At 47.1% G+C, this 15,897-nt stretch carries 15 protein-coding genes and 1 other annotated feature; of the genes, 12 read left to right on the forward strand and 3 right to left on the reverse strand.

The window, feature by feature from the left end; translation table 11 throughout:
• Positions 1-234 precede the first annotated feature (234 nt).
• From mnmL to arcB, 3 genes are all read left to right on the forward strand, one after another.
• Positions 235-1,173, forward strand: a complete 939-nt coding sequence (mnmL, locus tag R4537_RS08095; protein WP_071179211.1) for a tRNA modification radical SAM protein MnmL/YtqA — start codon at positions 235-237, stop codon at positions 1,171-1,173.
• 67 nt (positions 1,174-1,240) lie between these two features.
• Positions 1,241-2,980 (forward strand): sensor domain-containing diguanylate cyclase, encoded by a 1,740-nt coding sequence (locus R4537_RS08100; protein ID WP_071179210.1) that lies wholly within the window; start codon positions 1,241-1,243, stop codon positions 2,978-2,980.
• A 106-nt stretch (positions 2,981-3,086) separates the two neighbouring features.
• A complete protein-coding gene (gene arcB, locus R4537_RS08105; RefSeq protein ID WP_071179209.1) occupies positions 3,087-5,444 on the forward strand; it encodes an aerobic respiration two-component sensor histidine kinase ArcB in 2,358 nt (785 codons plus the stop codon).
• Positions 5,445-5,501: 57 nt separating this feature from the next.
• On the opposite strand, the gene arcA is transcribed toward arcB, so the two are convergent.
• Complete coding sequence (arcA, locus tag R4537_RS08110) at positions 5,502-6,218, reverse strand: two-component system response regulator ArcA (RefSeq protein WP_001194426.1); 717 nt, start codon at positions 6,216-6,218, stop codon at positions 5,502-5,504.
• A gap of 314 nt (positions 6,219-6,532) precedes the next feature.
• Between arcA and R4537_RS08115 the strand changes: the two genes are divergently transcribed.
• Entirely contained in the window at positions 6,533-6,916 is a 384-nt protein-coding gene (locus R4537_RS08115; RefSeq protein WP_069730986.1) for a DUF3293 domain-containing protein, read from the forward strand.
• Positions 6,917-6,945: 29 nt separating this feature from the next.
• Positions 6,946-7,431, forward strand: coding sequence for a putative 4-hydroxy-4-methyl-2-oxoglutarate aldolase (locus R4537_RS08120; protein WP_001204903.1), 486 nt, complete (start codon positions 6,946-6,948; stop codon positions 7,429-7,431).
• Here the strand turns inward: R4537_RS08120 and R4537_RS08125 are convergent.
• On the reverse strand, positions 7,428-7,853 hold the full coding sequence (locus R4537_RS08125) for a hypothetical protein (RefSeq protein ID WP_000074505.1): 426 nt from the start codon (positions 7,851-7,853) through the stop codon (positions 7,428-7,430). The two genes, R4537_RS08120 and R4537_RS08125, sit on opposite strands and share 4 nt — an antisense overlap.
• A gap of 408 nt (positions 7,854-8,261) precedes the next feature.
• On the opposite strand from R4537_RS08125, the gene thrL reads away from it, so the two are divergent.
• The 4 genes from thrL (at position 8,262) to thrC (ending at position 13,174) form a co-directional block, all read left to right on the forward strand.
• Positions 8,262-8,375: a thr operon leader peptide gene (thrL, locus tag R4537_RS08130; protein ID WP_001925859.1), complete on the forward strand. Its 114-nt coding sequence runs from the start codon at positions 8,262-8,264 to the stop codon at positions 8,373-8,375.
• Positions 8,311-8,430 (forward strand) — a sequence feature (Thr leader region). Its footprint overlaps the gene before it by 65 nt.
• A gap of 30 nt (positions 8,431-8,460) precedes the next feature.
• Positions 8,461-10,920, forward strand: a complete 2,460-nt coding sequence (thrA, locus tag R4537_RS08135; protein ID WP_071179208.1) for a bifunctional aspartate kinase/homoserine dehydrogenase I — start codon at positions 8,461-8,463, stop codon at positions 10,918-10,920.
• Positions 10,921-10,940: 20 nt separating this feature from the next.
• Complete coding sequence (gene thrB, locus R4537_RS08140) at positions 10,941-11,897, forward strand: homoserine kinase (RefSeq protein ID WP_002032856.1); 957 nt, start codon at positions 10,941-10,943, stop codon at positions 11,895-11,897.
• Positions 11,894-13,174, forward strand: a complete 1,281-nt coding sequence (thrC, locus tag R4537_RS08145; protein ID WP_000780993.1) for a threonine synthase — start codon at positions 11,894-11,896, stop codon at positions 13,172-13,174. Before thrB ends, thrC begins: the two co-directional genes overlap by 4 nt.
• Before the next feature lie 79 nt (positions 13,175-13,253).
• Here thrC and grcA read toward each other — a convergent pair whose 3' ends face one another.
• Positions 13,254-13,631 (reverse strand): autonomous glycyl radical cofactor GrcA, encoded by a 378-nt coding sequence (gene grcA, locus R4537_RS08150; RefSeq protein ID WP_000614136.1) that lies wholly within the window; start codon positions 13,629-13,631, stop codon positions 13,254-13,256.
• Between the two features lie 345 nt (positions 13,632-13,976).
• Here grcA and nfo point away from each other — a divergent pair, with 345 nt between their 5' ends.
• The 3 genes from nfo (at position 13,977) to ung (ending at position 15,884) form a co-directional block, all read left to right on the forward strand.
• The gene (gene nfo / locus R4537_RS08155) at positions 13,977-14,837 is read left to right on the forward strand and encodes a deoxyribonuclease IV (RefSeq protein WP_071179207.1); all 861 of its coding nucleotides are present in this window, start codon (positions 13,977-13,979) and stop codon (positions 14,835-14,837) included.
• A gap of 72 nt (positions 14,838-14,909) precedes the next feature.
• Positions 14,910-15,032, forward strand: coding sequence for a hypothetical protein (locus tag R4537_RS08160; protein WP_255233345.1), 123 nt, complete (start codon positions 14,910-14,912; stop codon positions 15,030-15,032).
• A 171-nt stretch (positions 15,033-15,203) separates the two neighbouring features.
• A complete protein-coding gene (gene ung / locus R4537_RS08165; RefSeq protein WP_029628406.1) occupies positions 15,204-15,884 on the forward strand; it encodes a uracil-DNA glycosylase in 681 nt (226 codons plus the stop codon).
• The last annotated feature ends 13 nt before the right edge of the window (positions 15,885-15,897 follow it).

Genomic DNA, 15,897 nt, shown 5'->3' on the forward strand with positions numbered 1-15,897 from the left:
GCAAATTCCAACGAAAAGTCTGCGGTTTGGTTTATTTTTTTACAGCTAGATGAATGTTTTGTTTAACAAACTAGCAACAAAATGCAAATGGTGTTTATTTTATGCCTATTTATTGATTTGACGCTGTTTGAAATCAAACGCGAGGGATTAAAATTTGTGACCAATTCGATTGGAAATGTAATTAAATTACACGGATGGTAGTGAGAGATATTTGTATTTAGATTGAGCGAGCCGATGCATTTACATCAACTGGTGAACACCATAGGTCAAGATTTACAACGCCGTTATGGAGAGAAGGTCCATAAGTTAACGCTGCATGGTGGATTCAGTTGCCCGAATCGCGACGGCACGATAGGCCGTGGCGGCTGCACTTTCTGCAATGTAGCGTCGTTTGCCGATGAAAATACTCAGCAGCAGAGTATTCAAGCGCAGTTGAAAGATCGGGCGGGCGAGATCAAACGCGCCAAAAAATACCTCGCCTATTTTCAGGCTTACACTAGCACCTATGCGGAAGTGCAAGTGCTGAAATCCATGTACGAACAAGCCCTAGAAGAAGCGGATATTGTGGGGTTGTGCGTTGGCACTCGTCCTGATTGTGTGCCGGATGCGGTGCTTGAATTGCTCGCCGATTATGTGCAGCAAGGTTATGAAATTTGGCTTGAATTGGGCTTACAGACGGCGCACGATCAAACTTTAAAACGCATTAACCGTGGCCACGATTTTGCCTGTTACGCAGAGATCACAGCCAAAGCCAGAGCGTTAGGCATCAAAGTGTGTACTCACTTGATTGTTGGGTTACCCGGTGAAGGGCGCACTGAAAACCTGACCACATTACAGCAGGTACTGAAGGTGGGCACCGATGGTATTAAGTTGCATGGTTTACACATTGTGGAAGGCAGCACTATGGCCAAAGCGTGGCGAGCGGGGCGTTTAACGGTGCTCGATCAGGATGAATATGTGTCCATCGCTTGTGAAATGATCCGTTCTACGCCCCCTGAGATTGTTTATCATCGTGTCTCTTCCGCAGCCCGTAGGCCAACGCTACTTGCCCCGTTGTGGTGCGAAAATCGCTGGTGGGCGATGACAGCCATTGGCCAAAAATTGGAAAGAGAAGGGGCTCAAGGCTCGTTGCTCGGCACGCCTTTTGAGTATTCGCCTTTGAACTTAAAGTAATAATCCGCAGCAAAGTCAGATAATCTTTTGTACTATTTAAAGAATCATCAATAACATCGCTGAATGCATGCCTGAATTTTTCTCTGAATTCGTACTGATCTTGTTTGCCACTGGGTTTGTGCTTGGTGGTGGACTATTACTGTTTTCGCGATGGCTGAGCTATTTTCAACCTCAACAATGGATTCAGTTACTCCACCATGCACCTTCAGGGGTGCTTTTGGTAGGAGAGGATCGCGTTTTACGTGCCAATCTTGCCGCGCATTTGTTATTGGGGATCCGCTTGGTGGGACGTCACTATCTGTTTTCTGCCGAACAGAGTGAAGAGAATCAGCAAGCTTTTTATCGAGCGCTCGCCAGCAGTGCGCAGCAAAAGCGCTCCGCCCCTTTGCTTTGGCCTGTGCCGGGTAATTTGACCCAAACCCTAGAGATCTCCGCTTCGCTCTTACGTCGTTGGCCGAAGAAATTATGGCTAGTCAATGTGATTGGTTTTGAGTGTCCCAGCCATGATATTCAGCAAGAGCGCCACTCACTGGCGATAGCGCACACGGCACTTGATTCCCTCTCTGAGCTGATTTTTATTAAAAGTACCGAAGGCAACTTAATTTCAACCAACCGAGCGTTTGATCAGTTTTGGCAAGGCCGGATTGAAGAGGGCAGCGCTACTTTTAAAGGCATTATGAAAGGGCGCACGAGTCAGCGTTGCTGGACAGTGACGCCTGATGGACGCAGCTGTCTGTTAGAAACCTACCAACGGGTATTGATGTCGCCACAAGGTGAAAATATTGGGCTACTGGGTATCAGTCATGATGTGACCGACTGGTACAACATGCAGCGTCAATTAAGAGAAGAGATGGAAAAACGCCGCGACACCGAAGTGGCATTGGCACAGCGCGATACGATTTTACAAAACATCTTAGAATCTAGCCCCGATTCGATTGGTATTTTCAATGAAAACATGGTCTACCAAGCCTGTAATCAGCCGTTTGTGGAAGCTCTCGGGATCGCGGAAGTGTCAGATCTGGTTGGTAAACGGCTCCAAGATGTGATCCCAGAGCACATCTATGCGCGCCTTTCCGATACGGATAGCCAAGTCCTGCACCAAGGTAAATCTTTGCGCTACATCGACAGAATTGAACGCTCGGATGGTGAGGTTATCTGGTTTGATGTCGTGAAATCGCCTTTTCGAGATCCGGCTTCAGGCACCAATGGCGTGCTGATCATGGCGCGAGATGTTTCAGAGCGCTATCTTGCCGCTGAACAATTAGAAGCCGCTAACCAAGAGCTGGAACGCCTAAGCTTTTTAGATAGCTTGACCCATGTCGCCAATCGTCGTCGTTTTGATGAACAACTGCATACCCTTTGGCATTTGCATGTGCGCGAAGGCAAACCATTAAGCATCATTTTATGTGATGTCGATTATTTTAAAGATTACAACGACGCTTATGGTCATGTGATGGGCGATGATACGCTCAAACAGATAGCGCTCGCCTTTACTCAAGTCGCCAATCGCCATTCTGATTGTGTTGCCCGCTACGGGGGAGAAGAGTTCGGTATTTTACTGCCCAATACACCACAAGCCGGAGCAATACTGGTCGCAGAGCGAATCCATGAGAAAATTCGTGGATTAGCGATTCCACATGGTCATTCTAAGGTTGCCGATAGGATTACCGTCAGCTTAGGTATAGTGACGCTTATTCCTCGGCCTGAGGATGTACCTGAGCAAATGGTTGAGCTAGCGGATCGGGCTTTATACCAAGCCAAAGCGAATGGCCGCAATCAGACCTCAATTTATCAACCAAACCACTAAAACTGTGCGGTTCGCCCTGTCACAGAGCCAAGAAGTGGATAAGTGCTGCTAACGTTTGTGTGGGAAAAAGGCTAGACTAAGTGCTCTTTATCTGACGGAGCAGTGAATGAAACCGATGAAAAATCTCGCCCAGTATTACGTTGATTTGTTAGTCAAATTGGGCATTTTACGTTTCTCCATTCTCTTAGCTCTCGCCTTGGTTGCTTTGGCTGTGGTAGTACAAGTGGGGATCACGCTGATCCTCAACGGTTTCGTCGATGATATCGACATTATCCGCTCGGTATTCTTTGGTTTACTTATCACGCCTTGGGCAGTGTACTTTCTTTCTGTGGTGGTCGATCAGCTTGAGGAGTCACGCCAACGCCTCTCTAAATTGGTTTCTAAACTCAAAGACATGCGTTCGCGCGATCAAGAGCTCAATCAAAAACTTCAGCAAAACATCGTTAAACTCAATCAAGAAATCGAAGAGCGGATCAAGGCAGAAGAGGCACGCGAAGAAGCGATGGCCGACCTTGAAAATGAAGTGTATCAGCGTGAAAAAACCCAAGTGGAATTGGCCGAACGTACCGCTTTGCTACGCTCTTTCATCGACGCATCTCCCGATTTGATCTATTACCGCAACGCCAAAGGTGAGTTTTCAGGCTGCAACCGAGCGATGGAAGAGCTGACCGGAAAGCGCGAAAGTGAGCTAGTGGGGTTAACGCCTTGGGATGTTTATCGCAAAGAGATTGCTCAATCAATTGTCGAAACGGATCAGCAAGTTTTTAACAACAACACCGCAATTACTTACGAGCAGTGGTTGGAGTACCCTGATGGTCGTAAGAGCTTCTTTGAACTGCGTAAAGTGCCTTTTTATAACAAAGATGGCCGCCATCTTGGCTTAGTCGGTTTTGGCCGTGATATCACCGAGCGTAAACGCCATGAAGAATCACTAGAGAAAGCCAGCCGCGACAAAACCACGTTTATTTCTACCATTAGCCATGAGCTACGCACTCCGCTCAATGGTATTGTTGGTTTGAGTCGTATGCTGCTCGATACGCCATTGAGCGGTGAGCAGCGTAAGCATTTACAAACCATCAATGTCAGTGCAGTCACGCTGGGTAATATCTTTAACGATATTATTGATATGGATAAGTTTGACCGCCGCAAATTAGAACTTTTCCCTGTGGCACTGAATTTTGAAGAGTTTGTGGCAGAAATTGAAGTATTGGCGGCCTTAATGGCGGAGCAAAAAGGATTACGCTTTGATTTAGAACGGTTAACTGACTTGCCTTCTTTAGTGGAAGTGGACTCGACACGTCTGCGTCAAGTGTTATGGAACCTACTCAGTAACGCGATGAAATTCACCAAAGAGGGCGGTGTGGTGATGACGGTCAGCGCGGAATGCGATGCGCAGCATGCCGAGATCACGATTGAAGTTGAAGATACCGGGATTGGCATTCCGGAAGCGGAACAAGAAAAAATCTTTGCCATGTATTATCAGGTCAAGTCAGGCAAAGATAACTTACATGCGGTGGGTACTGGCATCGGCTTAGCCGTATCACGTCAGTTGATTAAGTTGATGGGCGGCGATATCAGCGTCAACAGTGAAGAGGGTTTTGGCAGCACCTTTACCGTAACGATCCGAGTCCCCTTGTTAGCCGAAGCGCCGATTGAGATTGAGCCACAGGAGCCGCAAACTCAGCTGAATATTTTCATGGTCGAAGACATTGAGCTCAATATTACGGTTGCTCGTTCATTACTTGAAAGTATGGGGCATAAGGTGACGGTCGCCATGACGGGCGAAGAAGCCATCCAAGGCTTTAACCCAACAGAGTACGATCTGGTGTTCCTCGATATTCAGCTACCGGATATGACAGGCTTCGATATCGCTCATTATTACCGCACCCATTACTCTTTATTACCGCCATTAGTGGCATTAACTGCCAATGTACTGAAGGATAAAGAAGAGTATCGTCAAAAAGGGATGGATGCTGCGATAAGCAAACCTTTATCGGTAGCGGCGGTGCGAGAAGTGATTGCGAAGATGACGCAACATCATACCGGTGAGAGCGTCGCTAAAGCGATATCAAATAAGGAAAAAGAAGTACCAGACGATCTCTATCAGCAGTTACTGGATCTCGAGATGCTGCAATCCTATGTTGAGATTGTCGGTAGCCAACCCGTGATTGATAGCGTGCACTTATTCGAACAATCCATGCCAGCCTATCTTGCTGTATTGGACTCGAATATGGTGGCCAAAGATCAAGAAGGCATTGTCAGTGAAGCCCATAAAATCAAAGGTGCGGCCGGCTCTGTCGGGTTAAAACGCATTCAAAAGATTGCTCAGAAAGCGCAATCGCCGGAAGCTCCTGCATGGTGGGAGAACATCAGTGATTGGGTTGAAGAGATTAAAAACGAATATCAGTCTGACATTGCTGTATTGAAGCGCTGGCTGACTCAGCAAGCAAACGCTAAGCAGTGAAAAAAAAGACCCTAGCCATTGGCTAGGGTCTTCTCTAATTAGATATAAAAGAAGAGGTTAATCTTCTAAATCACCACAGAAGCGGTAGCCTTCACCGTGAATGGTGGCAATGATTTCTGGCGTACCTGACACCGATTCAAAGTGCTTACGGATACGGCGGATCGTTACATCAACAGTACGATCGTGTGGTTTGAGTTCACGGCCAGTCATCTTTTTCAGGAGATCGGCACGAGTTTGAATTTTGCCCGGATTTTCACAGAAGTGCAGCAGAGCACGGAACTCAGAACGTGGCAGCTTGTAGCTATCACCATCAGGGCTCACCAGTGAACGGCTGTTGATGTCCAGTTCCCAACCATTAAACACGTATTTTTCAACGCTACGTTTTTCTTCTTGTGTGGTGCCCGCATGCATTGAGCGGCTCAACAAGTTACGTGCGCGAATGGTTAATTCACGTGGGTTGAAAGGCTTGGTGATGTAATCATCTGCGCCGATCTCTAGGCCCAGAATCTTATCTACTTCATTATCGCGACCGGTCAGGAACATCAGCGCAACATCCGCTTGTTCACGCAGTTCGCGTGCAAGCAGCAGGCCATTTTTTCCTGGCAGGTTGATGTCCATAATCACCAAGTTAATTGGATAATCGGACAGCACTTGGTGCATCTCTTCACCATTGCTGGCCTCAAAAACAGCGTATCCCTCTGCTTCAAAAATACTCTTAAGAGTGTTACGAGTTACTTGCTCGTCTTCGACGATAAGGATCTGCGGGGTTTGCATTAGCGTTACCTAAACTTGTGAAAAAATCGTGCTAGTAGAAGTCATTCTAGGCAAAAAGATTACATACCGGTTAGTGATGTTAACAATAAAGTAAAAAATCTAATTTATGTCACTACTTTTTGTCCGCCATCCTTGGTGTAACTAGTGTTGAGACTCCCATTCTCAAGAGGTTCTACTAGTCTATGGGGCGGATTCTATAATGTTAACAGCATGCTAACAACGCCCGAATGTTAATTCCAATCACTTTGTTGATTTACATCAAGAGTTAGAATGTAACAGATATTAAGAACAATCACGAGTTGTAAAATTACCAAATGATCAAGATTGACGCTAGCCTTTGGCAGGCCTACCAAAGCGTGAAATTTGCCTTTGAAAAGCCAGTAAATTGGCCATTTTACTGCATAATTACCGCATGGAACCCTGAGAGTATCCGCTTGTCAGATGATGAGAATTGCGTAAATAATCAACGTTTACAGCAATGCTTGATCGATTATGATTGGGTGAAAGTGAGGGTAGGAGACGCTCATTTTCACTGGTTTGAAGAGAGTTTTGCGGTCGTAATGCCGCTTTCAGAAGCCCGAAAATTGGCGCAGAGATTTGCTCAAAACGCACTCTATTTTGTACAAGACGGCGACCTTTATCTCTGTTCTTGTGTTGATGAGAGCGAGCTTCATCTCGGGCCAATGGGGAAACAATAGATCTGAAAAATAAAAATCATGGAGGAATGATGAGAGATATAACCCCAGATCTTTGCGATAAGTACGAATCGCAAGTCACCTTACTCAATTTACCGCTGCAAAATTTTGGTCAACGCAGCGCATTTTGGGGCGAAATAGTGACAGTTCGTTGCTATCACGACAACTCTAAAGTACGTGATGTGCTCAGCCAAAATGGCAAGGGCAAAGTATTGGTCGTTGATGGTCACGGTTCATGCCACAAAGCCTTAATGGGCGATCAGTTGGCGATTTTAGCCATCAAAAATGATTGGGAAGGCGTAATTATTTACGGCGCTGTACGTGATGTGGTCGCAATGTCTGAGATGGATTTAGGCATCAAAGCACTAGGTACCAGTCCCTTCAAAACCGAAAAGCGCGGCGCAGGGCAGGTGAATGTCACTTTGACGATGCAAAATCAGATCGTTGAACCGGGCGATTATTTGTATGCTGATTGGAATGGTATTTTGATGTCAGAAACGGCGCTTGATGTAGCCTAAAAGCGAAAACCGACACCAAACTCGACGGCTTGCTGCCATTCTTGGTAGTCCAGTGTGGCATGCAAGTCGAGATTTTCGGTTAATTTTAATCGGCTCGACAATTCGGCTGATACCCCGGCTTCTTGGTTTTTACTTTCCACCTTGGGTGAGGCAATTAAGGTGCTTTTGAACGAGAGACGTTCGGTAAATTGATAGCCAATGCCACTCAGCCAACCCTGCGCTCCATTATCCAGCCGATTATGGATGCGTGCACCGACATACAGGTCGATATCGTTAAACAGGTTATAAGCGTAACCACCATCAATCGTCCAACTATCAAAGCTTTGGCTGCTGTTATCGCTAGCAATAAATAATTTGTGTGGCGAGGCATTGCTCTCTGAGGGCAAGGCAGGAAGCAGCTCTGCTCCGGCAATGGGAGACATTAAGGTTATCAAACAGAAAAAAGCAGTTTTCACGATAGCCCCGGATGTACCAGTCAAGATTAATAGGTACGCTCAATTTAAGCATAAAAACACATACATTCCACGAGGAGTTTTATAGCATTTTGTTATTTCTATATAGACGGATTGTTGGTGGCTTGCTGTCTGGTTGTGCGGATTGAAAAACTCATGATTTCCTTCCTAGATAAATTTGCAGGTGAAGTTGTGGCTTTATTGACGACACTCGTGCCTTTCAATCATCGCCTCTGCCTATCTTGAGCGTGATATGCTCATTTGCTGCCTATTTGCAACGTCAACTCGTTTGAGTATACACAGTCGAGGATTTGTAAAATCCCCAATAAAAAAAGCAGATTTTCGTTGACGACTTGAACGCAAATGAGTTAAACGTATTTGCAAGCAAACACACAGATAGATAGAAAAACCGTTATGTTGAATCACAGCCTAATCGTAATGACCACCATTATTACCATTACCGACACGTCGCATGTTGGGGCAGGCTGCTGAGCGCAAAAATTCACAAAAAAAGGCCTGTATCCCAACCGATACAGGCCTTTTTTTATACCCGTTTAAAATGCATTTGGAGGAAGGAATGCGAGTATTAAAGTTTGGAGGTTCATCACTGGCGGATCCAGAGCGTTTTTTACGTGCTGCTGATATCATCGTAAATAACGCACAGCAGGAAGAGGTGGCCGTTGTCCTCTCTGCTCCGGGAAAAACCACTAATAAACTGGTGGCAGTGATTGAAAGTGCTTTACGTCAGGGAAAGGCGGAAGCGCAAATTGTAGAGCTAGAGAGCTCATTCTATGCCTTGCTTGATGGCATTAAAGCGCAGCTCCCGAATTTGGATGACAGTGCTTATCAACAGCAAGTGCACTCTTCCATGACTCAATTACGTCAGTTTGTGCATGGTATTACCTTACTTGGTATGTGCCCAGACAATGTCAATGCGCGTATTATCAGTAAAGGTGAGCGCGTTTCCATTCAATTGATGAAAGCGGTGATGGAAGCCAAAGGTCTGCCGGCTAATCTGATTGACCCCGTCAAATACCTATTGGCAAAAGGTGATCACCTTGAAGCTATGGTTGATGTGGAAATCTCGACTCAGCGTTTCAGACAATCGCCGTTACCACAGCAGCACGTCAATATCATGCCGGGCTTTACTGCGGGTAATGCGCAAGGTGAGTTGGTCTGTTTAGGGCGTAACGGTTCGGATTATTCAGCAGCGGTACTGGCTGCCTGTTTACGTGCGGATTGTTGCGAGATTTGGACGGATGTGGATGGTGTGTATAACTGCGATCCGCGTTTGGTCGATGATGCGCGTCTTTTGAAATCTCTTAGCTATCAAGAGGCGATGGAGCTCTCTTACTTCGGTGCTTCGGTTTTGCATCCTAAAACTATTGCGCCGATTGCTCAATTTCAAATCCCTTGCCTGATCAAAAACAGCTTCAATCCACAAGGTGCAGGCACCTTGATTGGCCAAGACACTGGCGAAGATAAACTCGCGATCAAAGGCATTACCACTCTGAGCAATCTCACTATGGTTAACGTGTCCGGCCCCGGAATGAAAGGCATGGTGGGGATGGCGAGCCGCGTGTTTGGCGCGATGTCAGCGGCCGATGTGTCGATCGTGCTCATTACTCAATCTTCTTCGGAATACAGCATCAGTTTCTGTATCGAAGCACAACATAAAGCTTTGGCACAGCAAGCGCTGGCGGATGCATTTGAACTTGAACTCAAAGATGGCTTGCTTGAGCCGGTTGAGTTTGTCGATAACGTCGCCATCATCACGCTGGTTGGTGATGGTATGCGCACCTCTCGCGGTGTCGCGTCGCAATTTTTCTCATCTCTGGCCGAAGTACACGTCAACGTGATTGCAATTGCCCAAGGCTCTTCTGAGCGTGCGATTTCAGCGGTGATCCCCGATGATAAGATTTCAGAAGCGATCAAAGCTTGTCACGAAAACCTTTTCAACTCTAAACACTTTTTAGATGTGTTTGTGGTCGGTGTTGGTGGCGTGGGCGGTGAGTTGGTGGATCAAATTCAGCGTCAACAAGCCAAGCTTGCGGAAAAAGGCATCATGATGCGCGTTTGTGGACTCGCTAACAGTAAAGGCATGCTGCTTGATAGCCAAGGCTTGCCGTTGGAGCAGTGGCGCGATCGTATGGTCAATGCGGATCAAGCGTTCAGTTTAGAGAATCTAGTAGCTTTGGTGCAGCGTAATCACATCATTAACCCAGTATTGGTGGATTGCACGTCCAGTGATGAGATTGCTAACCAGTATGCGGATTTCCTCGCCGCGGGTTTCCATGTGGTGACCCCGAACAAGAAAGCCAATACCGCTAGCATGAGTTATTACCATCAGCTACGTAATGTAGCGCGTCACTCGCGTCGTAAACTGATGTATGAAACTACAGTTGGCGCGGGTCTGCCCGTTATCGAAAACTTGCAAAACCTAATTGCAGCAGGAGATGAGCTGGAAAAATTCAGCGGTATTCTCTCAGGTTCTCTCTCCTTTATCTTTGGTAAATTGGATGAAGGCATGACCTTGAGCCAAGCAACGCAGCTTGCTAAAGAGAAAGGCTTTACAGAGCCAGATCCGCGCGATGATCTCTCTGGTATGGATGTGGCGCGTAAGTTACTGATTTTGGCGCGTGAAGCGGGGTACGAATTGGAGCTGAGCGATGTGGATGTTGAACAAGCACTGCCCGCAGGCTTTGATGCTTCAGGCAGTGTTGAGGAGTTCATGGCTCGTTTAGCGCAAGCCGATGCCGCGTTTGCCGAGCGAGTAGCGCAAGCCAAAGCCGAAGGTAAAGTGCTGCGCTATGTCGCGCAAATTGTCGATGGCCAGTGCCAAGTGCGGATTGTCGCGGTTGATGAAAACGATCCTATGTTCAAAGTCAAAGAAGGTGAAAACGCGCTGGCTTTCTACAGTCGTTACTATCAGCCCATCCCATTGGTATTGCGTGGTTACGGCGCGGGTTCTGAAGTGACTGCTGCAGGCGTGTTCTCAGATGTGATGCGTACACTCGGTTGGAAATTAGGGGTTTAATAGAAATGAGTTCAGGAGACATGAGTGTTGTGGTGTACGCACCCGCTTCGATTGGTAATGTCAGTGTCGGGTTTGATGTGTTGGGGGCCGCCGTGTCCCCGATTGATGGCACGTTACTCGGCGATCGAGTGAAAGTAGAAGCTGGCGCAGAGGTTTTCACACTGAAAACGGCGGGGCGATTTGTCGATAAGCTTCCCGCTAATCCGCAAGAAAACATTGTGTATGACTGCTGGCAAGTCTTCGCGCGTGAGCTAGAGAAAAAATCGGTGGCACTGAAGCCGCTGACCATGACCCTAGAAAAAAATATGCCGATTGGTTCAGGGTTGGGCTCCAGTGCTTGCTCGATTGTCGCGGCTCTGGATGCGTTGAATCAGTTTCACGCCAGTCCGCTGGATGAAACCGAGCTTCTGGCTCTGATGGGCGAAATGGAAGGCAAGATCTCTGGCAGTATTCACTATGACAACGTTGCTCCCTGCTATTTAGGTGGTGTGCAGCTCATGCTTGAAGAGCTTGGCATCATCAGTCAATCCGTGCCGAGTTTTGATGACTGGTATTGGGTGATGGCCTATCCGGGGATCAAGGTGTCCACGGCGGAAGCACGTGCCATTTTGCCTGCGCAGTATCGCCGCCAAGATATCGTGGCGCATGGCCGCTATCTGGCAGGATTTATTCACGCTTGTCATACTCAGCAGCCTGAATTAGCAGCAAAAATGATCAAAGACGTGATTGCCGAACCCTATCGTGAGAAACTGCTGCCGGGGTTTGCCAAAGCACGCAGCTACGCCGCTTCAGCTGGCGCGCTGGCAACGGGCATCTCGGGCAGTGGTCCGACTCTGTTTAGCGTGTGCAAAGAACAAGCAGTGGCTGAACGCGTGGCACGTTGGCTTGAGCAAAACTATGTGCAAAATGAAGAAGGATTCGTCCACATTTGTCGTCTAGACAAGCAAGGTTCGAAAGTAACAGGAAGTGAGCTATGAAGCTGTACAACATAAAAGAAAATGATGAACAAGTCTCCTTTGGCCAAGCCGTTCGCCAAGGGTTAGGCCGCAATCAAGGCCTATTTTTTCCGGCACAATTGCCGAAGTTTGACGATATTGATGCGCTATTGGCTGAAGATTTTGTCTCTCGTAGCAGCAAGATTTTATCGGCGTTGATTGGCGATGAACTGCCTGCGGATAAAATTCGCGCTATGGTAGATTCCGCCTTTCAATTCGCCGCACCGATTGCCAAAGTGAAAGAGGGCGTTTACGCGCTCGAATTGTTCCACGGGCCAACCCTCGCGTTTAAAGATTTTGGTGGTCGCTTTATGGCCCAGTCTCTAGCGGCGGTCTCGAACGGCGGAAAAATCACGATTTTGACGGCGACATCGGGGGATACCGGCGCTGCGGTTGCGCATGCTTTTTATGGCATGCCAGACATCAATGTGGTGATCCTCTACCCGAAAGGCAAAATCAGCCCGCTGCAAGAAAAGCTGTTCTGCACATTAGGTAAAAACATTCACACCGTGGCGATCAATGGTGATTTTGATGCGTGCCAAGCGCTAGTGAAACAAGCTTTTGATGACGCAGAGCTGCGTCAACAGATCGGTTTGAATTCCGCCAACTCAATTAACATCAGCCGTTTGATGGCGCAAATCTGTTACTACTTTGAAGCCGCTGCGCAGATGAGCAAAGCCGAGCGTGAAAATCTGGTGATTTCAGTGCCTAGTGGCAACTTTGGTAACTTAACCGCAGGGCTGTTAGCCAAAGCACTGGGTTTACCGGTGAAGCGCTTTATTGCGGCAACCAATGCCAACGATACCGTGCCACGTTACTTGGAAACGGGGCGTTGGGAACCTAAACCCACGGTAGCGACAACGTCAAATGCGATGGATGTCAGCCAACCGAACAACTGGCCGCGTATCGAAGAGCTCTGCCAACGTATGGGATGGGGCTTAGAAACGCTGGGCAAAGGCGCGGTTTCTGACGAGGAAAGTGCGCAAGCCGTACAAGAACTTTACGATCTAGGCTACTTGTGTGAGCCGCATGGTTCGATTGCTTACCGTGTATTGGAAGAGCAGCGTCAGCCGCAAGAAACGGGGCTATTCTTATGTACTGCGCATCCCGCCAAATTCAAAGAAGTGGTGGATGAGATTTTAGGTACCGACATTGCTCTACCAGCGCCATTGGCAAAACATGCGGCGATGGAGTTGCTCTCACAAGAACTGAATGCCGATTTCGCAGCGCTGCGTGCGTTACTGGTGAATGTGAAATAATCCGCGGATTTGCGAAAGCGAAGATCATAAAAAACGGTGCTCATTGAGCACCGTTTTAGTCTGGATTCTTTACTGACGATTACAGAGATTCAGTGAAGGTACGCGCGATAACGTCGCGTTGCTGCTCAGCAGTCAGAGAGTTGAAACGCACGGCGTAACCAGAAACACGGATAGTCAGCTGTGGGTATTTTTCTGGATGCGCAACCGCATCTTCCAGAGTTTCACGCTTCAGTACGTTTACGTTCAGGTGTTGACCACCTTCGATGCGTGGTGCCGCTTCGATAGCCACTTCACGGCTTTCGAATTGGCCAAGATCGTTGATGCTAACCACTTGATCAGCTTCAAAGCCTTTCAGCGCAGCAACACAGCGTGCTTCATTCTTTTCGCTATCTAGCAACCAGATTGAGTTCAGTAGGTCGTCGTTAGCAGCTTTAGTGATTTGGATACCTTGGATCATCGCTTTCTCCTAGTCCACATCAAGTGGCGTTATTGGTGTTAATTTTCAGATCTTGTTGAGCTGGCTATTATATAGCAAATATCCATACTGCTGATATTGATTTAGGTCAAATTACAACAAGAAACCATTTTTATACTAGGGTTTGGTTTTTGATTTGTATCAATAAATGCTTTAAAAACAATTATGATTAAATTTATTTTAAATAATAAAAAATAGTTAAGTGATATTTTGTTGTAATTTTACTACAAACTTGTAATCCAACTTGACCCGTGCCAGAGAAAATCAGAAAGTTAGCGCTGTGAACTGAAAGTCCGAAGTCATTTAGCAACAATAAGAAGTCGTAATATGTATGAGAAGTTAATCGGGGCACATGTATCGGCCTCTGGTGGTGTCGAGCTAGCGCCAGTTCGAGCTCATGAAATCGGAGCGAATGCTTTTGCTCTTTTCACCAAAAACCAGCGCCAATGGGCAGCTAAGCCACTGGAAGCGAGCAGCATTCGTGCTTTCAAAACCAATTGTAAAAAATGGGGATTTGGTAGTGAGGCGATTTTGCCGCACGACTCTTATCTGATTAATTTAGGGGCTCCGGAACCCGAGAAGCTTGACAAATCACGGGCCGCTTTTGTTGATGAAATGCTGCGTTGTGATCAGTTAGGGTTAACTTTGCTTAACTTTCATCCCGGTAGTCATTTACAGCAGGTCTCTGAAGAGGCGTGTTTAGCGACAATTGCTGAGTCAATTAATCTTGCGCATCGTCAAGTACCGAATGTGATTGCGGTGATTGAAAATACCGCAGGGCAGGGGAGTAACTTAGGTTGGCGTTTTGAGCATCTGGCGGTAATCATTGACCAAGTTGAGGATAAAGATCGGGTTGGCGTATGCCTAGATACTTGCCACACCTTTGCCGCAGGGTATGACTTGCGTACGAAAGCCGCGTGTGATGAGACATTCACTGAGTTTGAGCGAGTGGTCGGTATGCACTATTTGCGCGCAATGCACATCAATGATTCAAAAGGCAAGCTGGCTAGTCGTGTTGACCGTCACCATTCCTTAGGTATGGGAGAGATTGGCTGGGAGTGTTTTGAGTATATCGCGCAAGATGATCGATTTAACGGTATCCCTCTGATTTTAGAAACGATTGATCCTGATATTTGGGCGACTGAGATCGCAACGCTACGCAAATTTTCGACGCAAAAAGAGAATTAATCGGCAAACTTCACAGATTTGGCATCTTTCTTTCATCATGCTCAGGGTCAGCGTTGTAAGAAGGATGCCGCTATGAACTTATTAACTCAAACTGCTTCACCCAGTTCCAGACCTGCCGCTCGTCGCCCAGTGCCTAATCGACACGTAAATGGGCAAGGGCATCATCGTGCTCCACAGCCGCAAAAACCGCATTAAGATAACGAAAAGCGTTAAGATGAATGGCTAAGCAACCTCTCTCTTTAACAGGAGAGTGAGGTTGTCTTCAGCTTGTGAATATTGCAGGCGGTGCACTTATTTTCGCATAGCTGCAACTGAGCGTGGTTTGGGTATACAATGCCAACAGAAATCATAATTTAAGGTATTGATATGTCTGAATCACTGACGTGGCATGATGTCATTGGTAATGAAAAGCAGCAGGCTTACTTTCAACAAACTCTGCAATTTGTCGAAAGCCAGCGTCAAGCCGGAAAAGTTATCTACCCTCCCGCTAAAGATGTATTTAACGCCTTTCGCTTTACCGAATTTGGTGAGGTGAAAGTGGTGATCTTGGGGCAAGATCCTTATCACGGCCCGAATCAGGCGCATGGTTTGTGTTTCTCTGTGCTACCGGGTGTCAAAACACCGCCCTCGTTAGTCAATATTTATAAAGAGTTAGCGCAAGATATCCCTGGATTTCAAATCCCACCTCATGGCTACCTACAAAGTTGGGCACAGCAGGGCGTTTTGCTACTCAACACCGTATTGACTGTTGAACAAGGTATGGCCCATTCTCATGCGAATACTGGCTGGGAAACCTTCACGGATCGTGTGATTGACGCCTTGAATCAACACCGAAATGGGTTGATCTTCCTATTGTGGGGATCGCACGCGCAGAAAAAGGGCCAGATGATCGATCGCCAGCGCCATCATGTCTTGATGGCTCCGCACCCTTCACCGCTTTCGGCGCACAGGGGCTTTTTAGGATGTCAGCATTTCTCTAAAACCAATCAATTGCTGCAAGCGCAAGGTATCGCTCCCATTAACTGGCAGCCCGAGCTCGAATCTTAATGCAGTTGGCGTT

The sequence above is a fragment of the Vibrio paracholerae genome (assembly GCF_037672085.1).
Taxonomy (GTDB): Bacteria; Pseudomonadota; Gammaproteobacteria; order Enterobacterales; family Vibrionaceae; genus Vibrio; species Vibrio cholerae.

Coding starts and splice junctions, on each gene's coding strand:
- ung (WP_029628406.1), top strand. CDS start 15,204: ATGTCTGAATCACTGACGTGGCATGATGTCATTGGTAATGAAAAGCAG.
- arcB (WP_071179209.1), top strand. CDS start 3,087: ATGAAACCGATGAAAAATCTCGCCCAGTATTACGTTGATTTGTTAGTC.
- thrC (WP_000780993.1), top strand. CDS start 11,894: ATGAAGCTGTACAACATAAAAGAAAATGATGAACAAGTCTCCTTTGGC.
- thrA (WP_071179208.1), top strand. CDS start 8,461: ATGCGAGTATTAAAGTTTGGAGGTTCATCACTGGCGGATCCAGAGCGT.
- R4537_RS08120 (WP_001204903.1), top strand. CDS start 6,946: ATGAGAGATATAACCCCAGATCTTTGCGATAAGTACGAATCGCAAGTC.
- R4537_RS08160 (WP_255233345.1), top strand. CDS start 14,910: ATGAACTTATTAACTCAAACTGCTTCACCCAGTTCCAGACCTGCCGCT.
- nfo (WP_071179207.1), top strand. CDS start 13,977: ATGTATGAGAAGTTAATCGGGGCACATGTATCGGCCTCTGGTGGTGTC.
- R4537_RS08115 (WP_069730986.1), top strand. CDS start 6,533: ATGATCAAGATTGACGCTAGCCTTTGGCAGGCCTACCAAAGCGTGAAA.
- arcA (WP_001194426.1), bottom strand. CDS start 6,218: ATGCAAACCCCGCAGATCCTTATCGTCGAAGACGAGCAAGTAACTCGT.
- grcA (WP_000614136.1), bottom strand. CDS start 13,631: ATGATCCAAGGTATCCAAATCACTAAAGCTGCTAACGACGACCTACTG.
- mnmL (WP_071179211.1), top strand. CDS start 235: ATGCATTTACATCAACTGGTGAACACCATAGGTCAAGATTTACAACGC.
- thrB (WP_002032856.1), top strand. CDS start 10,941: ATGAGTGTTGTGGTGTACGCACCCGCTTCGATTGGTAATGTCAGTGTC.
- R4537_RS08100 (WP_071179210.1), top strand. CDS start 1,241: ATGCCTGAATTTTTCTCTGAATTCGTACTGATCTTGTTTGCCACTGGG.
- R4537_RS08125 (WP_000074505.1), bottom strand. CDS start 7,853: ATGTCTCCCATTGCCGGAGCAGAGCTGCTTCCTGCCTTGCCCTCAGAG.